Genomic DNA, 20,106 nt, shown 5'->3' on the forward strand with positions numbered 1-20,106 from the left:
TGTACGTTGACGCAGCAATTTCCATTATGTATCGTGCATTTTTCGTTCGATCTAATTGGTTTTTTTGCTGTATGTCTCAAAGTTTATTTTCACGCCGTCAGTTTCTGACTTACGCTGGTGGTACTGCTGTTGTCGCCTCAATTACTCCTTCTATCGCTTTTGCTTCATACCCTGATCAACCAAGAACGATTAGCATGAACAATCTTCACACAGGTGAACGATTAGAGACCTGTTATTTCGATGGTACTAACTATGTTGGTGATGAAATGGCTCGTCTAAGCAAACTGTGCCGTGATTTCCGTCGTAATGAGATTCATCCAATGGATAAGAACCTGTTTGATCAGATCACTCAGATTCAAAATGTACTGGGTATTCAAAAAGAAGTTCAAATCATCTCTGGTTACCGTTCTCCAGCGACCAATGAAGCACTGCGCTCAAAGTCGAGTGGCGTAGCCAAGAAGAGCTACCACATGTTAGGTAAAGCGATCGATTTCCGTATTGATGGCGTTAACCTAAAAGAATTAAGAGACGTTGCTAAAAGCTTGAATGCGGGTGGTGTCGGTTATTATGCACGTAGCAATTTTATCCATATTGATACAGGTCCAGCACGCAGTTGGTAGCGTTAAGCTGAATTTACGAGCGAATGCTAGGTACTTGTCAAAGTAGACATCCAATGTCATAGTTTGCCCAAATTTCAGTTTGCCCTCTAAGGTTTGTATATGTCTCTTAAGTATCAAGTTGTCCCTGTTACCTCGTTCTCTCAAAACTGCTCAATTGTGTGGTGTGATGAGACAATGGAAGGCATCGTTGTCGATCCGGGCGGTGATGTTCAGCAACTGGCTGCTATCATCGAAGAGTTAGGTGTTAAAGTGGTGAATTTGGTATTGACTCACGGTCACCTAGACCATGTGGGCGGAACAGTACCGCTTGCTGAAATCTTGAACGTGAACATTGTTGGCCCACATAAAGCCGATAACTTTTGGCTTCAAGGCCTAGAGAATCAAAGCCAGATGTTCGGCTTCCCACTGTGTAAAGCCTTTGAACCAAACACTTGGTTAGAAGAGGGCGACAAAGTGACTTTTGGTAACCAAGTTATCGATGTGATTCACACGCCGGGTCATACTCCGGGTCACGTCGTGCTATTCAGTGAGCAAGCGCGTATGGCGTTTGTTGGTGATGTTTTATTTAACGGTGCTATTGGTCGCACGGATTTCCCGCAAGGCGATTTCAACACGCTAATTGCTTCAATCAAGACTAAACTTTGGCCGCTAGGCAGTGACGTGACATTTGTACCGGGCCATGGTCCAGAGTCTACATTTGGTCGTGAGCGCGCATCAAATCCATTCGTTGCCGACGAGATGCCTATTTATTAATTAAATCTTTGATTTAATATAAGAACGATTGAAAATGAAGCTTAGCTTTTGTTACGGAAGCTAAGCTTTTTTATTGCGTGCGGTTTTACTTTTAAACCTGTTTAATTTTAATCAGAAAGACGTTCGGCTGCCGCCAAGTAGCGTCGAGCCAGTCCAACAAACTCCTCCCCACTGATATTCAGATCATGTGTTGATATGAAAATGTCATACCCGTGGAAGCCTCTTTGATATTTCATCCTGTTCGCAAGCATCGCCTGTAATCCTGAATAATCTTTAATCACCGCGTTGTGATTATTTGCTTTATCGGATGAATCCGCATCCATTTGCGTTTGTTGAGTGCTGAAACTCACTTCGTCGGTATTCTTTGATTCTTTATATTGGCTTAATTCCACACACCCGTTTTCGGTACAACGAGTGTGGTAGTGCGATGAGTCTAAAACCATATCTTCAAAGTTCGATTCTTTACCCGCTTGCTTCGCTCCCAAGTACAAAAGTGCTCGTTGGCTGAGCAGTAATTCACAAGTGATTTTAGGGCAAATCGAATCGAGGTAGGGCGAGTAATCTTTAACCTTGATACCAATCCAAGGAAGAGGTTGGTGCCATCCATCTTGCTCATAGGTACAAAGCCCAATCTTTTGGATGTTATTCCATTTTAAAACCCACCCGCCTTTATAAAAATGCTGCTGAAAATGAGTCGGTGTGAGGGTGAAGATCACTCTGCTGCGCAACATTAAATAATAGCCAGTTCCTAGTAGGGCAATAATGCAAAAAGCACCCACGATCAGTAACTTTGGGTTGTCACTGTAGAGCGCAACGATCAAGCAAACGAAGCCTAAAATGATGGCGAGAATACGATACGAACGTTTGAATGAAGGCAAAGAGAAATTTGTAAGGTGACGAGTGTCCATAGGCAACACCAAATTTTCATATTTTTGTCTGGATGGATAACCAGTGTATATGACCCTGAATTGATAAGTCGATGATTAAATAATAGACGCTAGTAGACAATATCGGTATTTTTCGTCGACTTTCGACGCTTCACTCTACAAATAGCTCCGGTTTTTTGGTATAAATCGCGCTTCAAATTTTCACCACTGCGAAAAGAGCAGTGAACTGGAGAAATATTCAATGAGACTTGCTCATAAGCGTAAGGTGCAGGCTAAACTGCAGAAACGCACTAAAGCGGCTGTAGTTAAAGCAGTGGCAACGCCGAAAAAAGCGAAGCCTGTCGCAGAGAAAGTTGTAGCAGAAAAAACTGTAGCAGCAAAACCAGCGGTAGAGAAAGCAGTAGCAGCAACTAAAGAAGTTGCAGTAGCACTGACTCCTAAGCAACAACAAGTTCTAGACATCGTTGTTAGCAATGCTGAAGGCATTAACCCTAAAGGTATCGGCCTAGCAGCTGGTCAAGAAGACGCGAAAGCAGCTTCATGGGCAACAGGCGCATTGAAAAAACTTCTTGAAGAAAACCTAGTAGCGAAAGAGCAACTTGCAGGTAACAAGGTTATCTACAAAGCTATCTAATCCTGTGGGATTACATTCGCTTCGTTAAGTTTTTAAGCCTCGATTTTCGAGGCTTTTTTGTATCTGGCGGATCATGTTAATCTAAATCCTAAATCCTAAATCCTAAATCCTAAATCCTAAATCCTAAACTCGACCCCATACTCATATTCGAACCTAGCCCCAGAAGAATTACTTCCAATCGGCTGACCTCTTCCGTTATTCACCTGTCTTTCGCGTGTCCCATGTTTCGAATCAGTAGGCACCAAAGTAGGACCTCTAATTCTCTGAAACTTTGATTTATATGGATAAATGCATTTAAGTGCGTATTCGATGTGTGACGAGAATAGAGCTTCCTCACGAAATGGAAATCAATTGTTAATGCAGTTTCACTATAACTACTTAGGTATTTATCAATACTAATTACCCTAACGAATCTCCCAGAGCCTTTAAAATCGACATCGCTAAATTATCTCCTACGTAGTTCTACGTAATCCTTTGGTCTAATACGCAGTTTATGTGAGTCCGTCGTGCGTGCTCTCCCTGATATCTTGTTGCTACATCACGGTGCACTCTTATGTTGAATCATAAAAAATGCTCATAGAAAGAGTGTTAACCCAACAAAGGACGTGAATATGAGTCTCATTTCTAACTCCCTCACACGAGTTTTTAAAAACGTTGCAGTTACTGCAGCGGCTTGTTTAGCTTTGGTCGCTACTGGTGCAACTGCTGCTGATAAGGTTTATCGCTTGAAGCTTGCTGAAACATGGGGACCAAACTTCCCTGTATTCGGTGACGCGACGAAGAACATGGCTGCGATGGCTGAGAAAATGTCGAACGGTCGACTGCAAATCAGAATCGATTCTGCGAACAAACACAAAGCACCGCTTGGCGTTTTTGACATGGTTAAGTCTGGTCAATACGACATGGGGCACTCAGGCTCTTACTACTGGAAAGGTAAAGTTCCAAACACGCTTTACTTCACTTCTATGCCTTTCGGTATGACGCCAGCTGAACAATATGCGTGGTTCTATCACGGTGGTGGTATGGAGTTGATGGAGCAGGTTTACTCTCCACATAATTTGATGTCGTTCCCAGGTGGTAATACGGATATCCAGATGGGCGGTTGGTTTCAAAAAGAGATCAACAGTGTGGAAGACCTACAAGGTCTGAAAATGCGTATTCCTGGCTTTGCTGGTGAGATTCTAGCGGAGCTAGGCGCTAAACCTACCAATATTGCCCCAGGTGAGCTTTACACATCTCTAGAGCGTCGCACAATCGATGCACTAGAGTGGGTAGGTCCATCTCTTGATTTGCGTATGGGTTTCCACAAAATCGCGCCTTACTACTACACCGGTTGGCATGAGCCGGGTTCAGAGCTTCAATTCCTAGTGAACAAGCGTACATGGAACAAGCTTCCTGAAGACCTACAAGAAATCTTGCGTGTTGCAATGCGTACGGCGGCTTACGACATGTACACACAAGCAACGCACGAAAGTGGCAAGAACTGGGTTTCAATGAAAACAGAATACCCAGACGTACAAGTTAAAGATTTCCCGCCAGAAGTAATGTCGGCGCTGAAAGAAGCGAACGATCGCCTACTTGCTGCACATGCTGAGAAAGATGAGCTGGCGAAAGAGATTCAAGCTTCACAAGCAAGCTACCTAGAGCAAGTACGTTCATGGACGGATATTTCACACAGAGCTTATTTAAATAGCCAAGCGAAATAATCGACAGTTTTTGAACTGAAGCTAAATGAACCCAAAGCTATTCTTGTTAGGTAACTAAGAGTGACTAAGCGGCGGGTTCATTTTAACCATAATAATTAAATGCCCAAGAACCCTTTCTACGTCGTGCCTATTGCTAGCTATAAACTGAATCGTTTTTAGTTTGGGTTAGTTGTGCTGCGCGATGTCTTTTCAAATTCCATGGAGTCGGGAATGCGAAGTCTAATTTATATTGAACGCCTGTTTAATCGTATCGGTGATGCACTGGGATGGCTTTCCAGTATGTTGTTCATTCTACTTATCGCTAACGTTGTGTATGACGTTGTCATGAGATATGCCTTCAATGATGTCTCAATCGCTTTCCAAGAGATGGAATGGCACCTTTTCTCCGCCGTTTTTCTATTAGGTGTTCCTTATGCCATCAAGGCAGGTGGTCATGTTCGAGTAGACGTGTTCTACGAACAATTGAGCTTTAAAGCGCAAGCCATTATTGACCTGCTAGGCACACTGATCTTTCTGATGCCTTTCTGTTTGCTGGTTGCTTGGTTTGGTATTGATGTTGCCAAAGAGAGTTATAACCTCGGCGAAACCTCAGGTGACCCGGGTGGCCTGCCATATCGATGGATCATCAAAGCCATGATTCCACTGTCATTTTTCTTGATGGCACTCAGCGGAGTCGGTTTGATCCTGCACTCGTTGAACAAAATTTTTAATCCCCATCTCATCCATGCAAATAACACGCATGCAAACAATATTCATACAAAGAATAAGTAGAGGCTGAACATGATTGGAATAGTAATGTTTTTCGTAGCCTTGTTTGCACTTTTACTAGGCTTCCCGGTGGCGTTTACCTTTGGTGGTATCGCGCTAATCTTTGGTGTTTGGGCGGAAGGCATCGAAATGTTTGCCTTCATGCCATATCGAATTCAATCAATCATGGAAAATACGGTGCTGATGGCCGTTCCATTGTTTGTTTTCATGGGACTTGTTCTACAAAAGACTAAGCTTGCTGAGCAGTTACTTGAGTCTATGGGACGACTGTTTGGTGGTGTTCGAGGTGGTATTGCTATCTCGACCGTGCTGGTGGGCTCACTACTTGCCGCATCAACAGGGGTAGTGGGTGCTTCAGTAGTGGCAATGGGGCTTATCTCGTTGCCCGTCATGCTCAAGTACAACTACGACAAAGGCTTAGCCTGCGGCACCATCTGTGCGTCTGGTACGTTAGGGCAAATCATTCCGCCATCCATCGTCTTGATTCTATTGGGGGACGTATTGGGTGTTCCGGTAGGTGACTTGTTCCAAGCCGCGATTTGGCCGGGCGTGATGTTAGTGGGGGCTTATATCGTTTATATCTTAATATACGCGAAGCTTAACCCTGAAGCCGCTCAACCAATTGAGCGTGATGATTCCATCAGCCGTAAACAAGAAGTCATCAACGCATTGAAAGCAATCATACCGCCACTCGCGCTGATTATTGTCGTATTGGGCTCTATCTTTGCGGGTGTTGCTACGCCGACAGAGTCTGCTGCTCTGGGTGGTGCGGGTGCGATGGTACTCGCTTTGCTCTACGGTCAGTTTAGTTGGTCGATGGTGTATGACGCCTCTAAAGAGACGGTGAAAGTAACGGCAATGGTATTTGCTATTTTGTTGGGTGCAACGGCATTCTCAATGGCGTTTACCTACACTGGTGGTGATTATCTAGTTGAAGAGTGGATGCTACAACTGCCAGGTGAGAAGTGGGGTTTCTTGATCATTACCATGTTGGTGATTTTGATTCTGGGTTTCTTCATCGACTTCGTAGAAATCTGTTTCATCATTGTGCCGATTATTGCGCCTGTTGCTGAACTGATGGGAATCAACATGACTTGGTTCGCAATCCTTATCGCGATGAACCTTCAAACCTCATTCTTGACGCCACCGTTTGGCTTCAGTTTGTTCTATCTAAAAGGGGTGGCACCAAAAGGTGTGACTACCAAGGATATCTACCGAGGCGTGATGCCTTTCATTTTGATTCAAATCCTCGTACTTGGATCACTTCTCGCTTTCCCATCTTTCTATGGAATGTGAGTGAAGCCTAGAATGTGAATGATATGTTTCAACGGCTATCCATAAATTGATAAAGTAAAACGGCTTATTGATGTTCAATAAGCCGTTTTTTGTGAGGAAAAGGAATGCCTCTAAAAGTTAAGCTGATTTTGCTGACGCTACTCCCGTTGCTGATTGTAACGGCGAGCATTAGTTGGATCTCGTTACACCAAACTAAGACGTTGGGTGAGAAAGAGGTCGAAATCTTCCGAGACAGCTTAATAAAGTCGCGTGAAAACGCCCTCAAAGACACTGTTGATCTCGCATTTGATGCCATCGAACATATCTACAACGATCCCGATATCCAAGAAGCACAAGCCAAAAGAGAAGTTCGAACCATATTGTCTAAACTAAGGTATGGCTCTGACGGTTACTTCTTTGCGTATGATCGCCACGGAACCAATTTGGTTCATCCAATCCAGCCAGAGTTGATAGGGCAAAACTTACTTCAACTGCAAGATGAAGATGGCGACTTTCTGATAGAAGCCTTGTTAAGAGAAGCACAAACAGGCGGAGGATTTCACCAATACCTGTGGCAAAAGCCTTCAACCGGCGAAGTGGTCTCTAAGCTGAGCTATGCGGCTTGGTTAGAACGTTGGGATTGGATGATTGGCACGGGTTTGTATATTGAAGACGTGCATCAAGAAGTGGCCTCGATGCAGGCCGCAATTAACAAGAATATTGAAACCACGTTCTTTTCGATTGTGGTGATTCTGAGTGTGACGGTCGCGGTCATCATTGTACTGACCTTGGCTATTAACATGCATGAACATCGGATAGCGGATAACAACTTGAAGGAACTGGCGCATAAGACGGTGATGTTTCAAGAGGACGAAAAGAAGCATCTAGCGCGTGAGTTGCATGATGGTATTAACCAATTATTAGTGTCGAGTCGCTGTCACTTAGAACTGCTCGGTAATAAGCTACAAAGCGAAGACCTTAAAGCGCATTTGAATAAGTCTCAGCATTCACTGATGCGGGCAATCGAAGAGGTGAGGCATATTTCGCATCAACTTCGACCAAGTTCATTGGACGATATCGGCTTAGAAGCGGCGTTGTCTTCGCTGTTATTAGACTTTCAGGCACACTCGAGCATTGAAGTGGAAACCTTGTTTAATACGCAGCCGGGAAAGTTGAAATCAGAAGCTGCGACGACTTTATATCGAGTGGTGCAAGAGTCACTGAATAATATAGAGAAACACGCACAAGCGACCAAAGTAACGGTTATCGCACAGCAAATTGGCAATGTGTTGCAGTTGCTCATCCAAGATAATGGGGTTGGTTTTAATACCTATAAAGCAATGGAAAAGCGAGGTATTGGGTTACGTAACATGAGAGAACGGGTGGAGTTCATCGGTGGTGACTTTGAATTGATGAGTGAGGTTGGCTTTGGAACGGAAATTACAGTGTTACTGACACTAGAGGGATTAGTGAATGAGTGAAGTTATTCGAGTTGTGATTGCAGATGATCACCAAGTGGTACTGGATGGCTTTATGGCGAGATTAGAACTCGAGCCTGATATTAGCGTGATAGGTACAGCCAGCAATGGATTAGAAGCCGTTGAAATGGTTAAAGACCAGCGCCCTGATGTAGTGTTGATGGATATCAGCATGCCTATCATGAATGGTATTGATGCCACTCACCTGATTAAAGAGGAAGATCCTCAAGCTAAGGTGCTGATGCTGACCATGCATAACAACCGTGAATACATCATGAAGGTGATGCAATCGGGTGCTGTCGGCTATATGTTGAAAGAAATTTCGGCTGAAAAAATGGTGCAGGCAATCAAGACGGTCAATCAAGGCTCAACCTATTTCTGTGAAAAAGTGACTCAGAACTTGTTTACTCAGCCTATTACTCCCACACAATCTGTGAAGAACCCATTGAGTAGGCGTGAGGAAGCTGTGTTGAAATTAGTGGCTAAAGGGGAGAGCAGTAAAGAGATCGCGAAGGGATTAAATATCAGTTACCGAACGGTTGAAACCCATAGACAAAATATCAAGCATAAGCTCGACATTCACTCTACGGCAGAGCTTGCCAAGTATGCTGTTAGCTCTGGGCTTGTTGAGTGATGTTACGCTAAATTACAGTGAATGTGTAATTTAATTACCAAATGTGCCGTTTACACCCGTTTTTTGATGGTTTTTTAGTATTTTTGCGACGAGTTGTTATTCTTCCTTTCGAAATTTAAGTGCCAAATGCAATGTTGCAAATTGTGCGCTACTAATTAGAGAGGATGCATGGAGCCTGTAAAGGATAGGTATAGTATTGATAATACTGATTATACCGTAGGACAAGATAATGTTCAGAAATGGGGTTTTGATGTTCATAACCCTGTATTTGGAATCAGTGCTGGGGCGATAATTGCTTTCCTGATTGCGCTTTTGGTTGCAGAACCTGAAACAGCTAAAGCGGCACTTGATGGCGTTAAGTGGAAAGTCATCGGTAACTTCGATGGTTTCTTTATGTGGGCTGCGAACCTTTTCGTATTTTTCTGTTTTGTCCTCATTATCTCCCCGTACGGAAAGATACGTATAGGTGGCGATGATGCTAAAGCAGAGCACTCTAACCTATCTTGGATGTCGATGTTATTCGCCGCGGGAATGGGTATTGGTTTGATGTTCTGGGGTGTGGCAGAGCCAGTAGCTTACTTTACCGGTTGGTATGAAACACCGCTCGGTGTTGAAGCGTATTCTCCTGAAGCGGCTAAGTTGGCACTCGGTGCAACCATCTACAACTGGGGCTTGCACGGTTGGGCAATCTACGCCGTTGTTGCTTTGTCTCTTGCCTTCTTTACTTTCAATAAAGGCTTACCGCTTTCTATTCGCTCAATCTTTTACCCGCTACTCGGTGACAGAACTTGGGGGTGGTTTGGTCATATCGTTGACATTGTCGCAGTACTTGCAACATTGTTTGGCCTTGCAACATCACTTGGCCTAGGTGCACAGCAAGCCGCAAGCGGTATTAACCATGTATTTGGTACCGATGGCGGTATTGGTATGCAGCTTATTGTTATTGCAGTGGTAACACTGTTGGCAACAATGTCGGTGATTCGCGGTATTAACGGTGGTGTTAAGGTTCTAAGCAACGTCAACATGGTTGTTGCATTAGGCTTGCTGATCTTCGTAACTATCGCGGGTGGCATGGCGGGTATTAAGGCGATACCAACCGCGCTAATGGGCTACATTGAGAACTTTATTCCTCTTAGCAACCCTCATGGTCGTGATGATGAAACATGGATGCAAGGTTGGACGGTATTTTACTGGGCTTGGTGGATTTCATGGTCACCATTCGTAGGCATGTTCATCGCTCGTATCTCTAAAGGTCGTACAATTCGTGAATTCATCGTTGCAGTCTTATTTATCCCGACGTCTGTCATTATCATTTGGATGGCTATTTTCGGTGGTATTGCGATTGACCAGGTGGCGAATAAAGTGGGTGAGATTGGTATAAATGGTCTGCAAGATATTACACTTTCTCTATTCCACACTTATGATGCGCTGCCAATGAGCTCAGTGCTTTCAGTGGTATCGATTGGTTTGATTATGGTGTTCTTCATCACCTCATCAGACTCAGGTTCATTGGTTATTGATAGCATTACTTCTGGCGGTAAAGTCGATGCACCTGTTCCACAGCGTGTATTTTGGGCATTGATGGGCGGTGCGATTGCGGCGGTTCTACTGTGGGTTGGTGGTACTGAATCTATTCAGGCATTACAAGCTGGAACAGTCTCAATGGCACTACCATTTGCCTTCATATTATTGCTTATGTGCCTAAGTTTGTTTCTTGGTTTACGTACAGAGAATCAATTGGTTAAGCAGCAAAGTGCTTTGAGCTAAAAGTATTTTTCAAATAGAGGCCGACTTAGTCGGCCTTTTTTTCGCCGCAAATATAAGTGATTACCTATATTTTGTTTGAAAATCCATCGAACTGATTCTAGTTTACTGAAAACAATAAGTTAACCTGCTAAACTTCAGACATCCAAGTATTTGAATTATCGTGACAACAGCTTGAACTACTTGGATCGTATGTTCGAGTTTGTGATTCAGTCACAGGAAAGTAAGGGATATGAGGTCAACAGACCTTATAAGTATTCCGTAGAGAGGAATAATGACTAAAGGTATAGATAAATACAGTATCGACAGTACGGATTACACTGTTGGTCAAGATAACGTCCAAAAATGGGGTTTTGACGTTCATAACCCAGTGTTTGGTATCAGTGCGGGACTCATCACTTTGTTCTTGATCGGTGTGCTGCTTACAGATACCGCTTCAGCAAAGTCAGCATTGGATGGTGTTAAATGGCAAATTATCAATTCATTTGATTGGTTGTTCATTTGGTCCGGCAATATTTTCGTTATTTTTTGCTTAGGCTTGATTGTTTCTCCGTTTGGTAAAATCCGCCTTGGTGGTGTTGATGCAACGGCAGATTACTCATTCATGTCTTGGTTATCGATGCTGTTTGCTGCAGGTATGGGTATTGGCTTGATGTTCTGGAGTGTCGCAGAACCTGCGGCTTACTACACAGGTTGGTATGAAACGCCACTTGGCGTAGAGGCAAATACACCAGAAGCTGTAAAACTAGCACTCGGTGCAACCATGTATCACTGGGGGCTTCACCCTTGGGCTATTTATGGTGTTGTGGCGCTTTCACTGGCTTTCTTCTCTTACAACAAGGGATTACCGCTTTCAATTCGTTCTATCTTCTACCCAATTTTAGGTGATAGAGCGTGGGGCTGGGCTGGTCACATCGTTGATATTCTTGCTGTACTTGCAACCCTGTTTGGTTTGGCGACATCGCTTGGCCTTGGTGCGCAACAAGCGGCAAGTGGTATTCAGCATGTATTCGGCATTGAGGCAGGCTTAGGGTTACAAGTCATTGTTATTACCGTAGTAACTTTGCTAGCGGTCGTATCCGTACTTCGTGGTATTGATGGTGGCGTTAAAGTTATCAGTAACATCAACATGTTGGTTGCTTTCCTACTGCTTATCCTAGTAGCTCTAATCGGCTACGCAGTGACTCTAGGTTCAATCCCTACAACATTGATGGCATACATCGAGAACATCATTCCATTGAGTAACCCTCACGGTCGTGAAGATGAAGCTTGGTTACATGGTTGGACTGTATTCTACTGGGCCTGGTGGATCTCATGGTCTCCATTTGTCGGTATGTTTATCGCGCGTGTTTCTAAAGGTCGTACTGTTCGTGAGTTCATTACAGCGGTACTGATTGTTCCAACGACAGTGACTATCATTTGGATGTCAGTGTTCGGTGGTATGGCAATTGATCAAATCGTGAATAAGGTTGGTACCCTAGGTCAAAATGGCTTAACTGATGTATCACTGGCAATGTTCCAAATGTTTGATGTATTGCCGTTTGGTACTCTGCTTTCAATCATTGCGGTTGTATTGGTTCTCGTATTCTTTATTACATCGTCTGACTCGGGCTCTTTAGTTATCGACAGCATTACTGCTGGTGGTAAAGTTGATACGCCTGTGCCTCAACGTGTGTTCTGGGCGTTCCTTGAAGGTGCGATTGCAGTAGCTCTATTGTGGGTTGGCGGTACTGAAGCCGTTCAAGCTCTGCAAGCGGGTGCAATCTCAACCGCATTGCCATTCACGATCATTCTATTGTTGATGTGTGTGAGCTTGCTAATGGGTATGCGAACAGAGAAAAGATAGACTACCTACTATTCGATTTTTCATTTTTTGAAGTTGAATACAAAGTAAAACAAAAGGCAGAAGAGGAAACTCTCCTGCCTTTTTTGTATCCGTTTTACAGCCTGATGAACCGTATATGTCGTCTAAATTGTCGTTGAAATGGCGCCTTGAATTTGGCGAAAAGCCAAGTAATTGGCGAAAGATAAGTTTTTGGTTTTATTGCAAATATAATGTGATGTGAAACTGTGAAATAGCTCGAATCGTTTACTTAAATTGGGTAGTATTCGCTAGATTTTCCACCACTCGTGAAACTTACTAATGAAATTAACACTTAAGCAGAAGTTGATAGGTGCTAGCCTATCTGCTGTTATCGTCATGGCAACAGCCTTGACTTGGTTATCAGCAAACCAATTATTTGAAGAGACTCGTAATGGCGTATACCAACGAGCTGAAAGCGTATCTGAAGCAGCATCTGAAGGTATTAAAAACTGGATTGATATTCGCACGGATATCGCATCAGCGTTTAATGACTTTTCACGAGAGGATGATGTTGTTCCTTTCCTTAAGCAAGCTCGTGTAGCGGGTGGCTTTGACGATATCTTTTTAGGTACTCCAGAAGGCGGAATGTACCGTTCACATCCTGAACGTAATCGTGCAGATTACGACCCTCGTCAACGCCCTTGGTACCAGGAAGCAAACGCAGCCGGTAAGCAAATTATTACAACCGCTTATCAAGATGCGATTACCCAAGCGCTTCTAGTTACGATTGCTGAACCTGTTCGTCATAACGGTAAGCTTGTTGGTGTTGTTGGTGCGGATGTACTTATTGATCAACTAGTCAACGATGTTATCAGCTTAGATGTTGGTGACAACGCTTACGCAATGCTCATTGATGCCTCTGACGGCACATTCCTAGCACACCCAGACTCAGCACTGAGCCTTAAGCCTGTAAGCCAGCTTTCAAACGACATTTCTATGCCTATCATCGAAAACGCAGTGCGTACGGGTAGCATCGAGATCATCAAAGAGCGCGGTGCTGAGAAGCTTCTTTACTTCACTAATGTGCCTAATACGAACTGGATTTTTGCAGTTCAGATGGACAAAGCAACAGAAGAAGCGAATCACTCAATACTTCTTACGCAACTCATTACTACAGCGGTTGTAATTACTCTGATCGTTATCGTGTTGGTTTCTATGTTGGTTAGTTTCCTATTCCGCGACTTAAACCGCGTTTCAGCGGCACTTGAAGAAATTGCTTCAGGCGAGGGCGACTTGACTCAACGTCTTGAGCTTAAAAGTGATGACGAAATTGGTAAACTTGCGGCAAATTTCAATCATTTTGTGGGCAACATGCACACCATGGTACTCAAGCTAAGTGAAGTGTCTGCTGCATTGGGTAACCAAGCACGTCAAACAGCTTCTCAAGCTGAAGAGCGTAGTGCTCGCATTCAGATGCAACAAGACGAAATCAATATGGTAGCAACAGCCGTGAACGAAATGGCTGCAGCAACACAAGAGATTGCGGGTAACGCTGATCAAACTGCACAGAATTCATCTGAGGCCGTTGGCGCGTGTGAGCACGGTACGGGTCAAGTTACACAGACTCAAAGCTCAATCCAAAACCTTGCACAAGAAGTTCAAGTTGCAACGAACGTGATTCTTGAGCTAGAAGAGCACGGCAATAGCATCAACGCTATCTTGTCTAACATTCAAGGCATTGCTGAACAAACTAACTTACTTGCACTTAACGCGGCGATTGAAGCTGCCCGTGCTGGCGAACAAGGTCGCGGTTTTGCGGTTGTTGCTGATGAAGTGAGAGTTTTGAGCCAACGTACACACGGTTCAACTCAAGAAATTCAACAAACGATTGAATTACTGCAAGGTACAACGGGCAAAGCGGTAAGTATCATGAACGATAGCCGAACGCTTGCTGAAACCAGTGTTGATGACTCAAACTCAGCGGCCGCTAGCTTAACGCAAATTCATGCTGCTGTTGAACGTATCAGTGATATGGCGACTCAAATCGCTTCTGCTGCAGAAGAGCAAGCGTCAGTAACGTCTGAGATTACTCGTAACACTGAAGGAATCCGTGACGTATCTAACGAGCTAGCAGGTGAAGCGCACCAAGCTGCAGAACAAGCTGCTCAGCTTTCTGAACTGTCTAATGAACTAGAAAATGAAATCAGCCGTTTTAAGCTTTAAGCCAATTGATAAAGCAGAACTAATAAACGTACAGTAGTGAATACGCTACACGTTATTTAGAAGCCGGATATGATATATCATATCCGGTTTTTTTGTACCCATTTCTACCAATGTGATAGATAGTTGGCCTAATATATTTGTATCAGAAGATATTTTCAAGAAGTTAGGATTTAAGTGGGCTCGCTCATTGGAGGACTATATTCAGGCGTACTGTTCCGCAACTTCAAAAGCTTTGTTTGGCTCTAGGAACAGAGCTGGCTATGACACTATTTGAGTATGGGCGATTTTATTGTATTTGCAACAACGAAAGTACTACGAGCAAGTAAGCCGGGTTCGCTGATTTGCGTGCCGGACTTATAACCAAATAAGTGTTTAGTCTCTTTAATTAATTTATCGTTGTGTCTAGTCGGTCAGCGCTAGTTAATTTTAAAGGTTTTGTTGAATTATATATTATTACAATAACACCAATGTAATTGTAGTGATTTTTATCAACGAGTTAATTATAAATTCCCGAATGTTTAAAACGAAAGCTTACACAAGCTAAGTATTCTCGATAGCTGTACTATACGAATTTCGGGAGTGTCTTTTTTTATTTTATATAATTGCAAGTAATTATGAGACCTGTTTTTGTATGTGATGGAAAAATCTGTTGCATAGAAATCGTTGTTATTATTTTTTACCGTAATATCGATGTGTTTAGCTTTACAATCTTTATAGTTTTTTGATCTTACTTGTTCTTCCATGTTCTTAAGATCTAATGTTCCTGTATAATCGACAAGGTTATATGAAATGTATTCTGTAGAGACTAAATTCTGGTTCATGTTATTTTCAATGATATTAGTGTTGTAGTAACCTATAATTAATGAAATAGATGTAAGAGCCAGTATTAGCATTACTAACTTCTTAAGGTATGAAAATTTATCATAGTTTGAGTATAATAATATATCGTTACTCTTATCTGCCTCTTTAGATAGGTGAAGCTTTCTTATTTTAGTTTCTACAAAGTCCTCAGTCTCGGCTTCGTGTGCAATCTGTATATCAACCTGTTCATATTTACTTGTATTTTCTAGTAAGTACCCTGCTTTACTGACTGTTGTTAGCTTAATATTGTTTACTTCAACGGTATTGAGTGCCTTTCTTAATGTGCTAATTGTATTAGTGAGTGATTGATCGGATACAACTGCGCCATTCCAACATTCGGAAAAAAGCTCGTCCTTGCTAACGCAGCGGCCTCGATGAGTGTATAGATAGAGTAAAACTCGAAATGGCTTTGGCCTTAGTTTGATTAAGGTTTTATTTCCTATGTTCATGATCGAACGATCACTTAAGTTGATATGTAGCTCGTCATTAATTACTAGTGAATTATCATTATTCATTTTATGTCTCAAAAGTTAATTATAATCGCTTTTATTGCTTTAACCCATTTGCTTCGATTCTATTTTTTTTCGTGGTTTTGGCTACCGAAAATTGGGTTAATTTGAAAAATGTGTGTTGTGTTTTTTTTGTGTTTTTTTGGTGAGCGCGTGGTGATGTGATTTCAGCGTTGTTTATGTAGTGTAGGATTTATCATGGATAGCACGTCAATTAATAGGGATAACTAATAGCTTAATTTGCGTCGGAGATGAGAATGAAAATTTTTTCTAAAGAGTGTGTAGCAAGTGCCTTAGATGGTATTGAAGAGTACAAACAACTTGCTTGCGTCGAATCAAAAGGACTGGATGCTATAAGTCTACTTATTCGTTTATGTAGCCTGAGGAGTAAAGTCATCTCTGACGATGATCGACAAACCTTGTTAGACCATATCAAAGAGTTAGTAACGGTTGAAGTTGCTTTTGCTCAAAATATGGAGTTAGAAGAGGCGGAAATAATATTATTGAATTCGTTAAAATCGGTGTGCAATAACAGTCAATTTAACTGAGGTTATCTTATGATTGAGTGGAACTCTGATAACCATCGATACGAGATGGCGGTTCTTGGATTTAGAGTACATAGCGTATTCCAATCGATTAACGGCTCTGATCTATCGGTGTTTGGATACGAAGCACTCTGCCGTGTTGAGAGGCAAGGTGAGCAGGTTAATATAAAACATTTTTTTAAGATTCTAGAAGACCTTGGTGAGAAGTCAGAGTTTAGATTGAAGTTTTTAATGAATATTATGCATTTAAGAAACTTTAGAAATTCGAGAATTTATCATCGAGAAACCAAATTGTTTCTCAATTTAACGCCATGTTTTTTTAAGTATTTCTCGCAGGGGCAAGATTTGGATAATTTGTACCTCCCTCAGATAAAAGAGGAGAAGGTAGAACTGAGTCAAATCGTTGTTGAAATTGTAGAGGACTATTGCCCTTTAGCCGACATTGAGAGTTTACACAAAGGTACAGAATACTTGAAAAGTATAGGTCTATCTTTCGCGTTAGACGATTTTGGTACAGGTTGGTCTGGGTATAGTCGTATGGCCGTTGTGAAACCTAACTATATTAAAGTCAGCCGAGAAATGCTCATTGAATTTGGAATGAGTGATTCAAAAGAGAACAACCCCCTTGAAGAGCTAAACACAATAACGAGATTACAAGGTATTAAAGTTATCTTTGAAGGTGTTGAAAATAGTTATAATCTAGAAACGGCAGAACGATATAATGCCGATTACTATCAAGGGTACTATTTGGATTTGCCCAAATCTTATCCAGTGAATAAGATTGAACAATATGATGATCAGCCGGGTGAAAAATTTAGATTAAGTGTCTATCTGAGCAATAAAACCTATTCAAAAAATAAAAGAAAATCCCTGGGTTAATATTTTATTAACTTTGCTAATGATAGTAATCGAATGGTTACTTTTAACTTAATACATCTATTTTTCTATTTACTAGCCTCTCTTTTGAGAGGCTGGTTTTTTAATGTCACGCTAAATAAAATCAATAGATTGATAAGTAATGCCTAATTGAATGACTAGGACAAAGGTGATGTTGACTAGGGATATATTAGGTAGGATATTATGTTCAAGGTCCTGTATTTTTACGCTTTATTAACTGGAGTAATTCGCTTTTGCTGTATGTGCAATAGCTATGGAGTAACTCCTCGACCGCTTCATATCTAAGTTCGCTAAGTGCGAACGATATGTACTCTTGATTATGATCTACGCCTAGCTTGATGTTATATAATAAACCTTTTCTTTCGATAAAAAGGCAGATACCTTCACTGGTACAAATGCTGACGAGTACATCTTGATTTTCTTTAACCGCTGATAATAATTCTTCTAACGATTTTTTAATCGCATCGTAATCTTTTCTTTCTGACAATTCGCTTCTTGTAAGAGACATCATGCAAGTATCATTCATATTTTGCCCTTGTACTTGTACTTGTACTTATCCTTCCTGACACCATGAGGTGCCAGGAGGGTCGTTTGCACATTTAAATGTTTTTTAATTGTTCTAAACAGCGAATAAACGCGCGTAGGTTTCGATATACTTCTGTTTGGTCGTCAAAAATGGCTACATTTTCTAACTCAATTTGGCCTGATACAGCGTTATCAAGCATAAGATTATCAATCAAGCCGAAGTTTTCTAGAGTCATACCTATGCCATCAACATAGCTTTGATTATCTACTTGTTGTGCGTTGGGCAGTTGCTCTAAGTTTCGTTTTAAAAAAAGGTCAGTACTGTTGGTATAAGCAAGTACGGTTTTCCCTAACGCTTTACTAAAGCCCATTTCATACGCAGTTCCTACATCGCAGCTCGCGCCTCTGAAAGGCGTCATATTCGCAATTACTGCATCACAGCTTTTAATCAGCTCTTCATTAGCACGGCCAATCTTTAAGCCATTTTGCTGAGGGCTAGGTTCATTCAACTCTATAATATTGTCGAGTGGGAAAATACCCTCGAAGCCATAAGCTTCACAAATCTTCTTCTTTTGATCACCGATAGAGACAGCGTCACTTAGAAATACTTCTGGTCCTGCTAGATAAATACGTTTCAACTTTCAACTCCTGATTAGCAACATTGCTTGGGTTTGTGCTGATATTTTTATCTATTGGATTGTTTAAGTAATAACCGAAAGTACACGGTTTGCTAACGTGTGATTTTGGTGTGTTTTAACATTGATAGCTTAAATATTCGGAAAGGTTTCTTGTTTGCCTTAACTGTCTGATTTCAATATTACTTTGAGTTTAGATGCTGCTGTTGTTCTCGACTAAACCAATTATTGCAGCAGTTGTAATTACATTGCTCGTTTGCTTTCTATTTCACGCTTAAGTCGGTTCTAAAGCTGTTCAGCTTTCTGAACTGTCTCATGAACTAGAAAGTGAAATCAGCCGTTTTAAGGTGTAATTATAGATAGTTAGATAGTTAGATAGTTAGATAGATAAAACGAAGCCCCAACTTAGATTGGGGCTTTTTTATGTTCGTTACTTTAAACGTAAAAGAAATAAAGAGCGTACATTTTATTTGAATTCAAATTTTCCTCTCATGATAGCCCAATGACCAGGGAAAGAACAAATAAAGGAGTAATCGCCACCCGCTTTCATTTTCTCGGTGCTGAAGGTAACAGAAGTGGATTCACCACCGCCAATGATTCTTGTAAACGCGTAAACGCGGTTGTCATTTGGCTTAACATAGTTGTTGTCGATACCTGCTGACATGCCATCGATCCCCACTGCTTGGAATAACGCAGTATCTGTTATCACAATATTGTGCCCCATTGATTGTGCTGGCAGGGAGCCTGTGTGGTTTAGCGTTACTTTTACTTCCTTGCAACTTGAAGGGATACTTAAAATATCGGTTGAAAACTTCATTTGATCACTGGCATCAATCGATACTTCACATTCCGAGTTTGCTTGAACGGTAAAACTGGCACCAATAAGAGCTATCGTTGTTGTGATTATTCGTAAAGACATACGTTGTTCTCCATTGTTATAGAGGGGGGTATTTGTTTAGAGTTATCGATACGTATTATTGAGAACGGTGATCATAGTCATGTACCAAAACTTAATAACACGAAACTCTTTACTTGCTTCTTGTAAATGAGCTGTTTCTTGTAAAACACGTGAGAAATGCACGATGCATTAGATGCTAGGAAACGCCTATAACCAGAGCATAGACACTATCCAAGGGCGGTAACCCTTGTGTGGTCTAATGATCCCGGACTGTCGTGCATTGAGCGGTTAAACAGCCCGAGCGTGACACCGAATATGTTTTATTATGGCTTCTAAACCTTGACTCCGACTGGCGCTAAGCTGAGATTTTAGGTCTAGCTGGCGGAACCAGTCTTTAATATCGAATTCTAGAACGCTCGCGGGTTGTTGGTTGTTATAGGCGATCAACACCAATGCCAGCAAACCTTTAACTAATGAAGAATCGCTGGTCGCTTGTATCGACATTTTGTTCTGTTGACTGATGGAAAGATCTAGCCATACGTTACTTTGGCAGCCTGCGATAAGATGTGTTTTATTCATCTTTGTCACAGGGAAGGGCTCTAATCGGTCCCCCAATTCTATCAAATACATATAACGTTCTTCCCAGTCAGCGCATCGCTCGAAGTTTTTCTGGAGCTTTTCAGGGGACAT

At 41.9% G+C, this 20,106-nt stretch carries 19 protein-coding genes; 13 read left to right on the forward strand and 6 right to left on the reverse strand.

Going from position 1 to position 20,106, the window contains the following annotated elements; translation table 11 throughout:
• Positions 1–71 precede the first annotated feature (71 nt).
• Together ACED59_RS17065 and ACED59_RS17070 are read left to right on the forward strand one after the other, a co-directional pair.
• Complete coding sequence (locus ACED59_RS17065) at positions 72–620, forward strand: YcbK family protein (RefSeq protein WP_009848830.1); 549 nt, start codon at positions 72–74, stop codon at positions 618–620.
• A 99-nt stretch (positions 621–719) separates the two neighbouring features.
• Positions 720–1,373, forward strand: a complete 654-nt coding sequence (locus tag ACED59_RS17070; RefSeq protein ID WP_029223976.1) for an MBL fold metallo-hydrolase — start codon at positions 720–722, stop codon at positions 1,371–1,373.
• A 107-nt stretch (positions 1,374–1,480) separates the two neighbouring features.
• Here ACED59_RS17070 and ACED59_RS17075 read toward each other — a convergent pair whose 3' ends face one another.
• On the reverse strand, positions 1,481–2,281 hold the full coding sequence (locus tag ACED59_RS17075) for a DUF2982 domain-containing protein (protein ID WP_017098209.1): 801 nt from the start codon (positions 2,279–2,281) through the stop codon (positions 1,481–1,483).
• Positions 2,282–2,501: 220 nt separating this feature from the next.
• Here ACED59_RS17075 and ACED59_RS17080 point away from each other — a divergent pair, with 220 nt between their 5' ends.
• The 9 genes from ACED59_RS17080 (at position 2,502) to ACED59_RS17120 (ending at position 14,546) form a co-directional block, all read left to right on the forward strand.
• Positions 2,502–2,894, forward strand: coding sequence for a hypothetical protein (locus ACED59_RS17080; protein WP_004733388.1), 393 nt, complete (start codon positions 2,502–2,504; stop codon positions 2,892–2,894).
• A gap of 611 nt (positions 2,895–3,505) precedes the next feature.
• On the forward strand, positions 3,506–4,600 hold the full coding sequence (locus ACED59_RS17085) for a TRAP transporter substrate-binding protein (RefSeq protein ID WP_017060957.1): 1,095 nt from the start codon (positions 3,506–3,508) through the stop codon (positions 4,598–4,600).
• Positions 4,601–4,798: 198 nt separating this feature from the next.
• A complete protein-coding gene (locus tag ACED59_RS17090; RefSeq protein WP_049779139.1) occupies positions 4,799–5,371 on the forward strand; it encodes a TRAP transporter small permease subunit in 573 nt (190 codons plus the stop codon).
• 9 nt (positions 5,372–5,380) lie between these two features.
• On the forward strand, positions 5,381–6,664 hold the full coding sequence (locus ACED59_RS17095; protein WP_009847136.1) for a TRAP transporter large permease subunit: 1,284 nt from the start codon (positions 5,381–5,383) through the stop codon (positions 6,662–6,664).
• A 104-nt stretch (positions 6,665–6,768) separates the two neighbouring features.
• Entirely contained in the window at positions 6,769–8,124 is a 1,356-nt protein-coding gene (locus tag ACED59_RS17100) for a cache domain-containing protein (RefSeq protein ID WP_017098863.1), read from the forward strand.
• Positions 8,117–8,755 carry a response regulator transcription factor gene (locus tag ACED59_RS17105; RefSeq protein WP_017098862.1) on the forward strand — a complete coding sequence of 213 codons (639 nt, stop codon included), beginning with the start codon at positions 8,117–8,119 and terminating at the stop codon, positions 8,753–8,755. Before ACED59_RS17100 ends, ACED59_RS17105 begins: the two co-directional genes overlap by 8 nt.
• 168 nt (positions 8,756–8,923) lie before the next feature.
• Complete coding sequence (locus tag ACED59_RS17110) at positions 8,924–10,522, forward strand: BCCT family transporter (RefSeq protein WP_012604297.1); 1,599 nt, start codon at positions 8,924–8,926, stop codon at positions 10,520–10,522.
• 271 nt (positions 10,523–10,793) lie between these two features.
• Positions 10,794–12,365, forward strand: a complete 1,572-nt coding sequence (locus tag ACED59_RS17115; protein ID WP_017098861.1) for a BCCT family transporter — start codon at positions 10,794–10,796, stop codon at positions 12,363–12,365.
• A 297-nt stretch (positions 12,366–12,662) separates the two neighbouring features.
• Positions 12,663–14,546, forward strand: coding sequence for a methyl-accepting chemotaxis protein (locus ACED59_RS17120; RefSeq protein WP_012604296.1), 1,884 nt, complete (start codon positions 12,663–12,665; stop codon positions 14,544–14,546).
• Positions 14,547–15,064: 518 nt separating this feature from the next.
• Here ACED59_RS17120 and ACED59_RS17125 read toward each other — a convergent pair.
• Positions 15,065–15,922, reverse strand: a complete 858-nt coding sequence (locus ACED59_RS17125) for a winged helix-turn-helix domain-containing protein (RefSeq protein ID WP_017098860.1) — start codon at positions 15,920–15,922, stop codon at positions 15,065–15,067.
• 251 nt (positions 15,923–16,173) lie between these two features.
• On the opposite strand from ACED59_RS17125, the gene ACED59_RS17130 reads away from it, so the two are divergent.
• Positions 16,174–16,464: a hypothetical protein gene (locus ACED59_RS17130; RefSeq protein WP_017098859.1), complete on the forward strand. Its 291-nt coding sequence runs from the start codon at positions 16,174–16,176 to the stop codon at positions 16,462–16,464.
• Between the two features lie 9 nt (positions 16,465–16,473).
• The gene (locus tag ACED59_RS17135) at positions 16,474–17,340 is read left to right on the forward strand and encodes an EAL domain-containing protein (RefSeq protein WP_017098858.1); all 867 of its coding nucleotides are present in this window, start codon (positions 16,474–16,476) and stop codon (positions 17,338–17,340) included.
• 205 nt (positions 17,341–17,545) lie between these two features.
• On the opposite strand, the gene ACED59_RS17140 is transcribed toward ACED59_RS17135, so the two are convergent.
• The 4 genes from ACED59_RS17140 to ACED59_RS17155 all read right to left on the reverse strand — a co-directional run bounded on the left by ACED59_RS17140 (position 17,546) and on the right by ACED59_RS17155 (position 20,106).
• Positions 17,546–17,869 carry a hypothetical protein gene (locus ACED59_RS17140; protein WP_017098857.1) on the reverse strand — a complete coding sequence of 108 codons (324 nt, stop codon included), beginning with the start codon at positions 17,867–17,869 and terminating at the stop codon, positions 17,546–17,548.
• A gap of 88 nt (positions 17,870–17,957) precedes the next feature.
• Positions 17,958–18,521 (reverse strand): nucleoside 2-deoxyribosyltransferase, encoded by a 564-nt coding sequence (locus ACED59_RS17145; protein ID WP_017098856.1) that lies wholly within the window; start codon positions 18,519–18,521, stop codon positions 17,958–17,960.
• Between the two features lie 463 nt (positions 18,522–18,984).
• Positions 18,985–19,437 carry an azurin gene (azu, locus tag ACED59_RS17150; protein WP_371705064.1) on the reverse strand — a complete coding sequence of 151 codons (453 nt, stop codon included), beginning with the start codon at positions 19,435–19,437 and terminating at the stop codon, positions 18,985–18,987.
• A 267-nt stretch (positions 19,438–19,704) separates the two neighbouring features.
• The gene (locus tag ACED59_RS17155; protein ID WP_012604295.1) at positions 19,705–20,106 is read right to left on the reverse strand and encodes a SufE family protein; all 402 of its coding nucleotides are present in this window, start codon (positions 20,104–20,106) and stop codon (positions 19,705–19,707) included.

It is taken from the genome of Vibrio sp. FF266, from assembly GCF_041439695.1.
In the GTDB taxonomy this organism is placed as follows: domain Bacteria; phylum Pseudomonadota; class Gammaproteobacteria; order Enterobacterales; family Vibrionaceae; genus Vibrio; species Vibrio tasmaniensis_A.

Excerpts from the sequence above, each read along its gene's own strand:
- ACED59_RS17090 (WP_049779139.1), top strand. The coding sequence starts at position 4,799 with ATGGAGTCGGGAATGCGAAGTCTAATTTATATTGAACGCCTGTTTAAT.
- ACED59_RS17110 (WP_012604297.1), top strand. The coding sequence starts at position 8,924 with ATGGAGCCTGTAAAGGATAGGTATAGTATTGATAATACTGATTATACC.
- ACED59_RS17105 (WP_017098862.1), top strand. The coding sequence starts at position 8,117 with ATGAGTGAAGTTATTCGAGTTGTGATTGCAGATGATCACCAAGTGGTA.
- ACED59_RS17135 (WP_017098858.1), top strand. The coding sequence starts at position 16,474 with ATGATTGAGTGGAACTCTGATAACCATCGATACGAGATGGCGGTTCTT.
- ACED59_RS17065 (WP_009848830.1), top strand. The coding sequence starts at position 72 with ATGTCTCAAAGTTTATTTTCACGCCGTCAGTTTCTGACTTACGCTGGT.
- ACED59_RS17125 (WP_017098860.1), bottom strand. The coding sequence starts at position 15,922 with ATGAATAATGATAATTCACTAGTAATTAATGACGAGCTACATATCAAC.
- ACED59_RS17115 (WP_017098861.1), top strand. The coding sequence starts at position 10,794 with ATGACTAAAGGTATAGATAAATACAGTATCGACAGTACGGATTACACT.
- ACED59_RS17100 (WP_017098863.1), top strand. The coding sequence starts at position 6,769 with ATGCCTCTAAAAGTTAAGCTGATTTTGCTGACGCTACTCCCGTTGCTG.
- azu (WP_371705064.1), bottom strand. The coding sequence starts at position 19,437 with ATGTCTTTACGAATAATCACAACAACGATAGCTCTTATTGGTGCCAGT.
- ACED59_RS17120 (WP_012604296.1), top strand. The coding sequence starts at position 12,663 with ATGAAATTAACACTTAAGCAGAAGTTGATAGGTGCTAGCCTATCTGCT.
- ACED59_RS17140 (WP_017098857.1), bottom strand. The coding sequence starts at position 17,869 with ATGATGTCTCTTACAAGAAGCGAATTGTCAGAAAGAAAAGATTACGAT.
- ACED59_RS17080 (WP_004733388.1), top strand. The coding sequence starts at position 2,502 with ATGAGACTTGCTCATAAGCGTAAGGTGCAGGCTAAACTGCAGAAACGC.
- ACED59_RS17075 (WP_017098209.1), bottom strand. The coding sequence starts at position 2,281 with ATGGACACTCGTCACCTTACAAATTTCTCTTTGCCTTCATTCAAACGT.
- ACED59_RS17085 (WP_017060957.1), top strand. The coding sequence starts at position 3,506 with ATGAGTCTCATTTCTAACTCCCTCACACGAGTTTTTAAAAACGTTGCA.
- ACED59_RS17070 (WP_029223976.1), top strand. The coding sequence starts at position 720 with ATGTCTCTTAAGTATCAAGTTGTCCCTGTTACCTCGTTCTCTCAAAAC.
- ACED59_RS17095 (WP_009847136.1), top strand. The coding sequence starts at position 5,381 with ATGATTGGAATAGTAATGTTTTTCGTAGCCTTGTTTGCACTTTTACTA.
- ACED59_RS17130 (WP_017098859.1), top strand. The coding sequence starts at position 16,174 with ATGAAAATTTTTTCTAAAGAGTGTGTAGCAAGTGCCTTAGATGGTATT.
- ACED59_RS17155 (WP_012604295.1), bottom strand. The coding sequence starts at position 20,106 with ATGTCCCCTGAAAAGCTCCAGAAAAACTTCGAGCGATGCGCTGACTGG.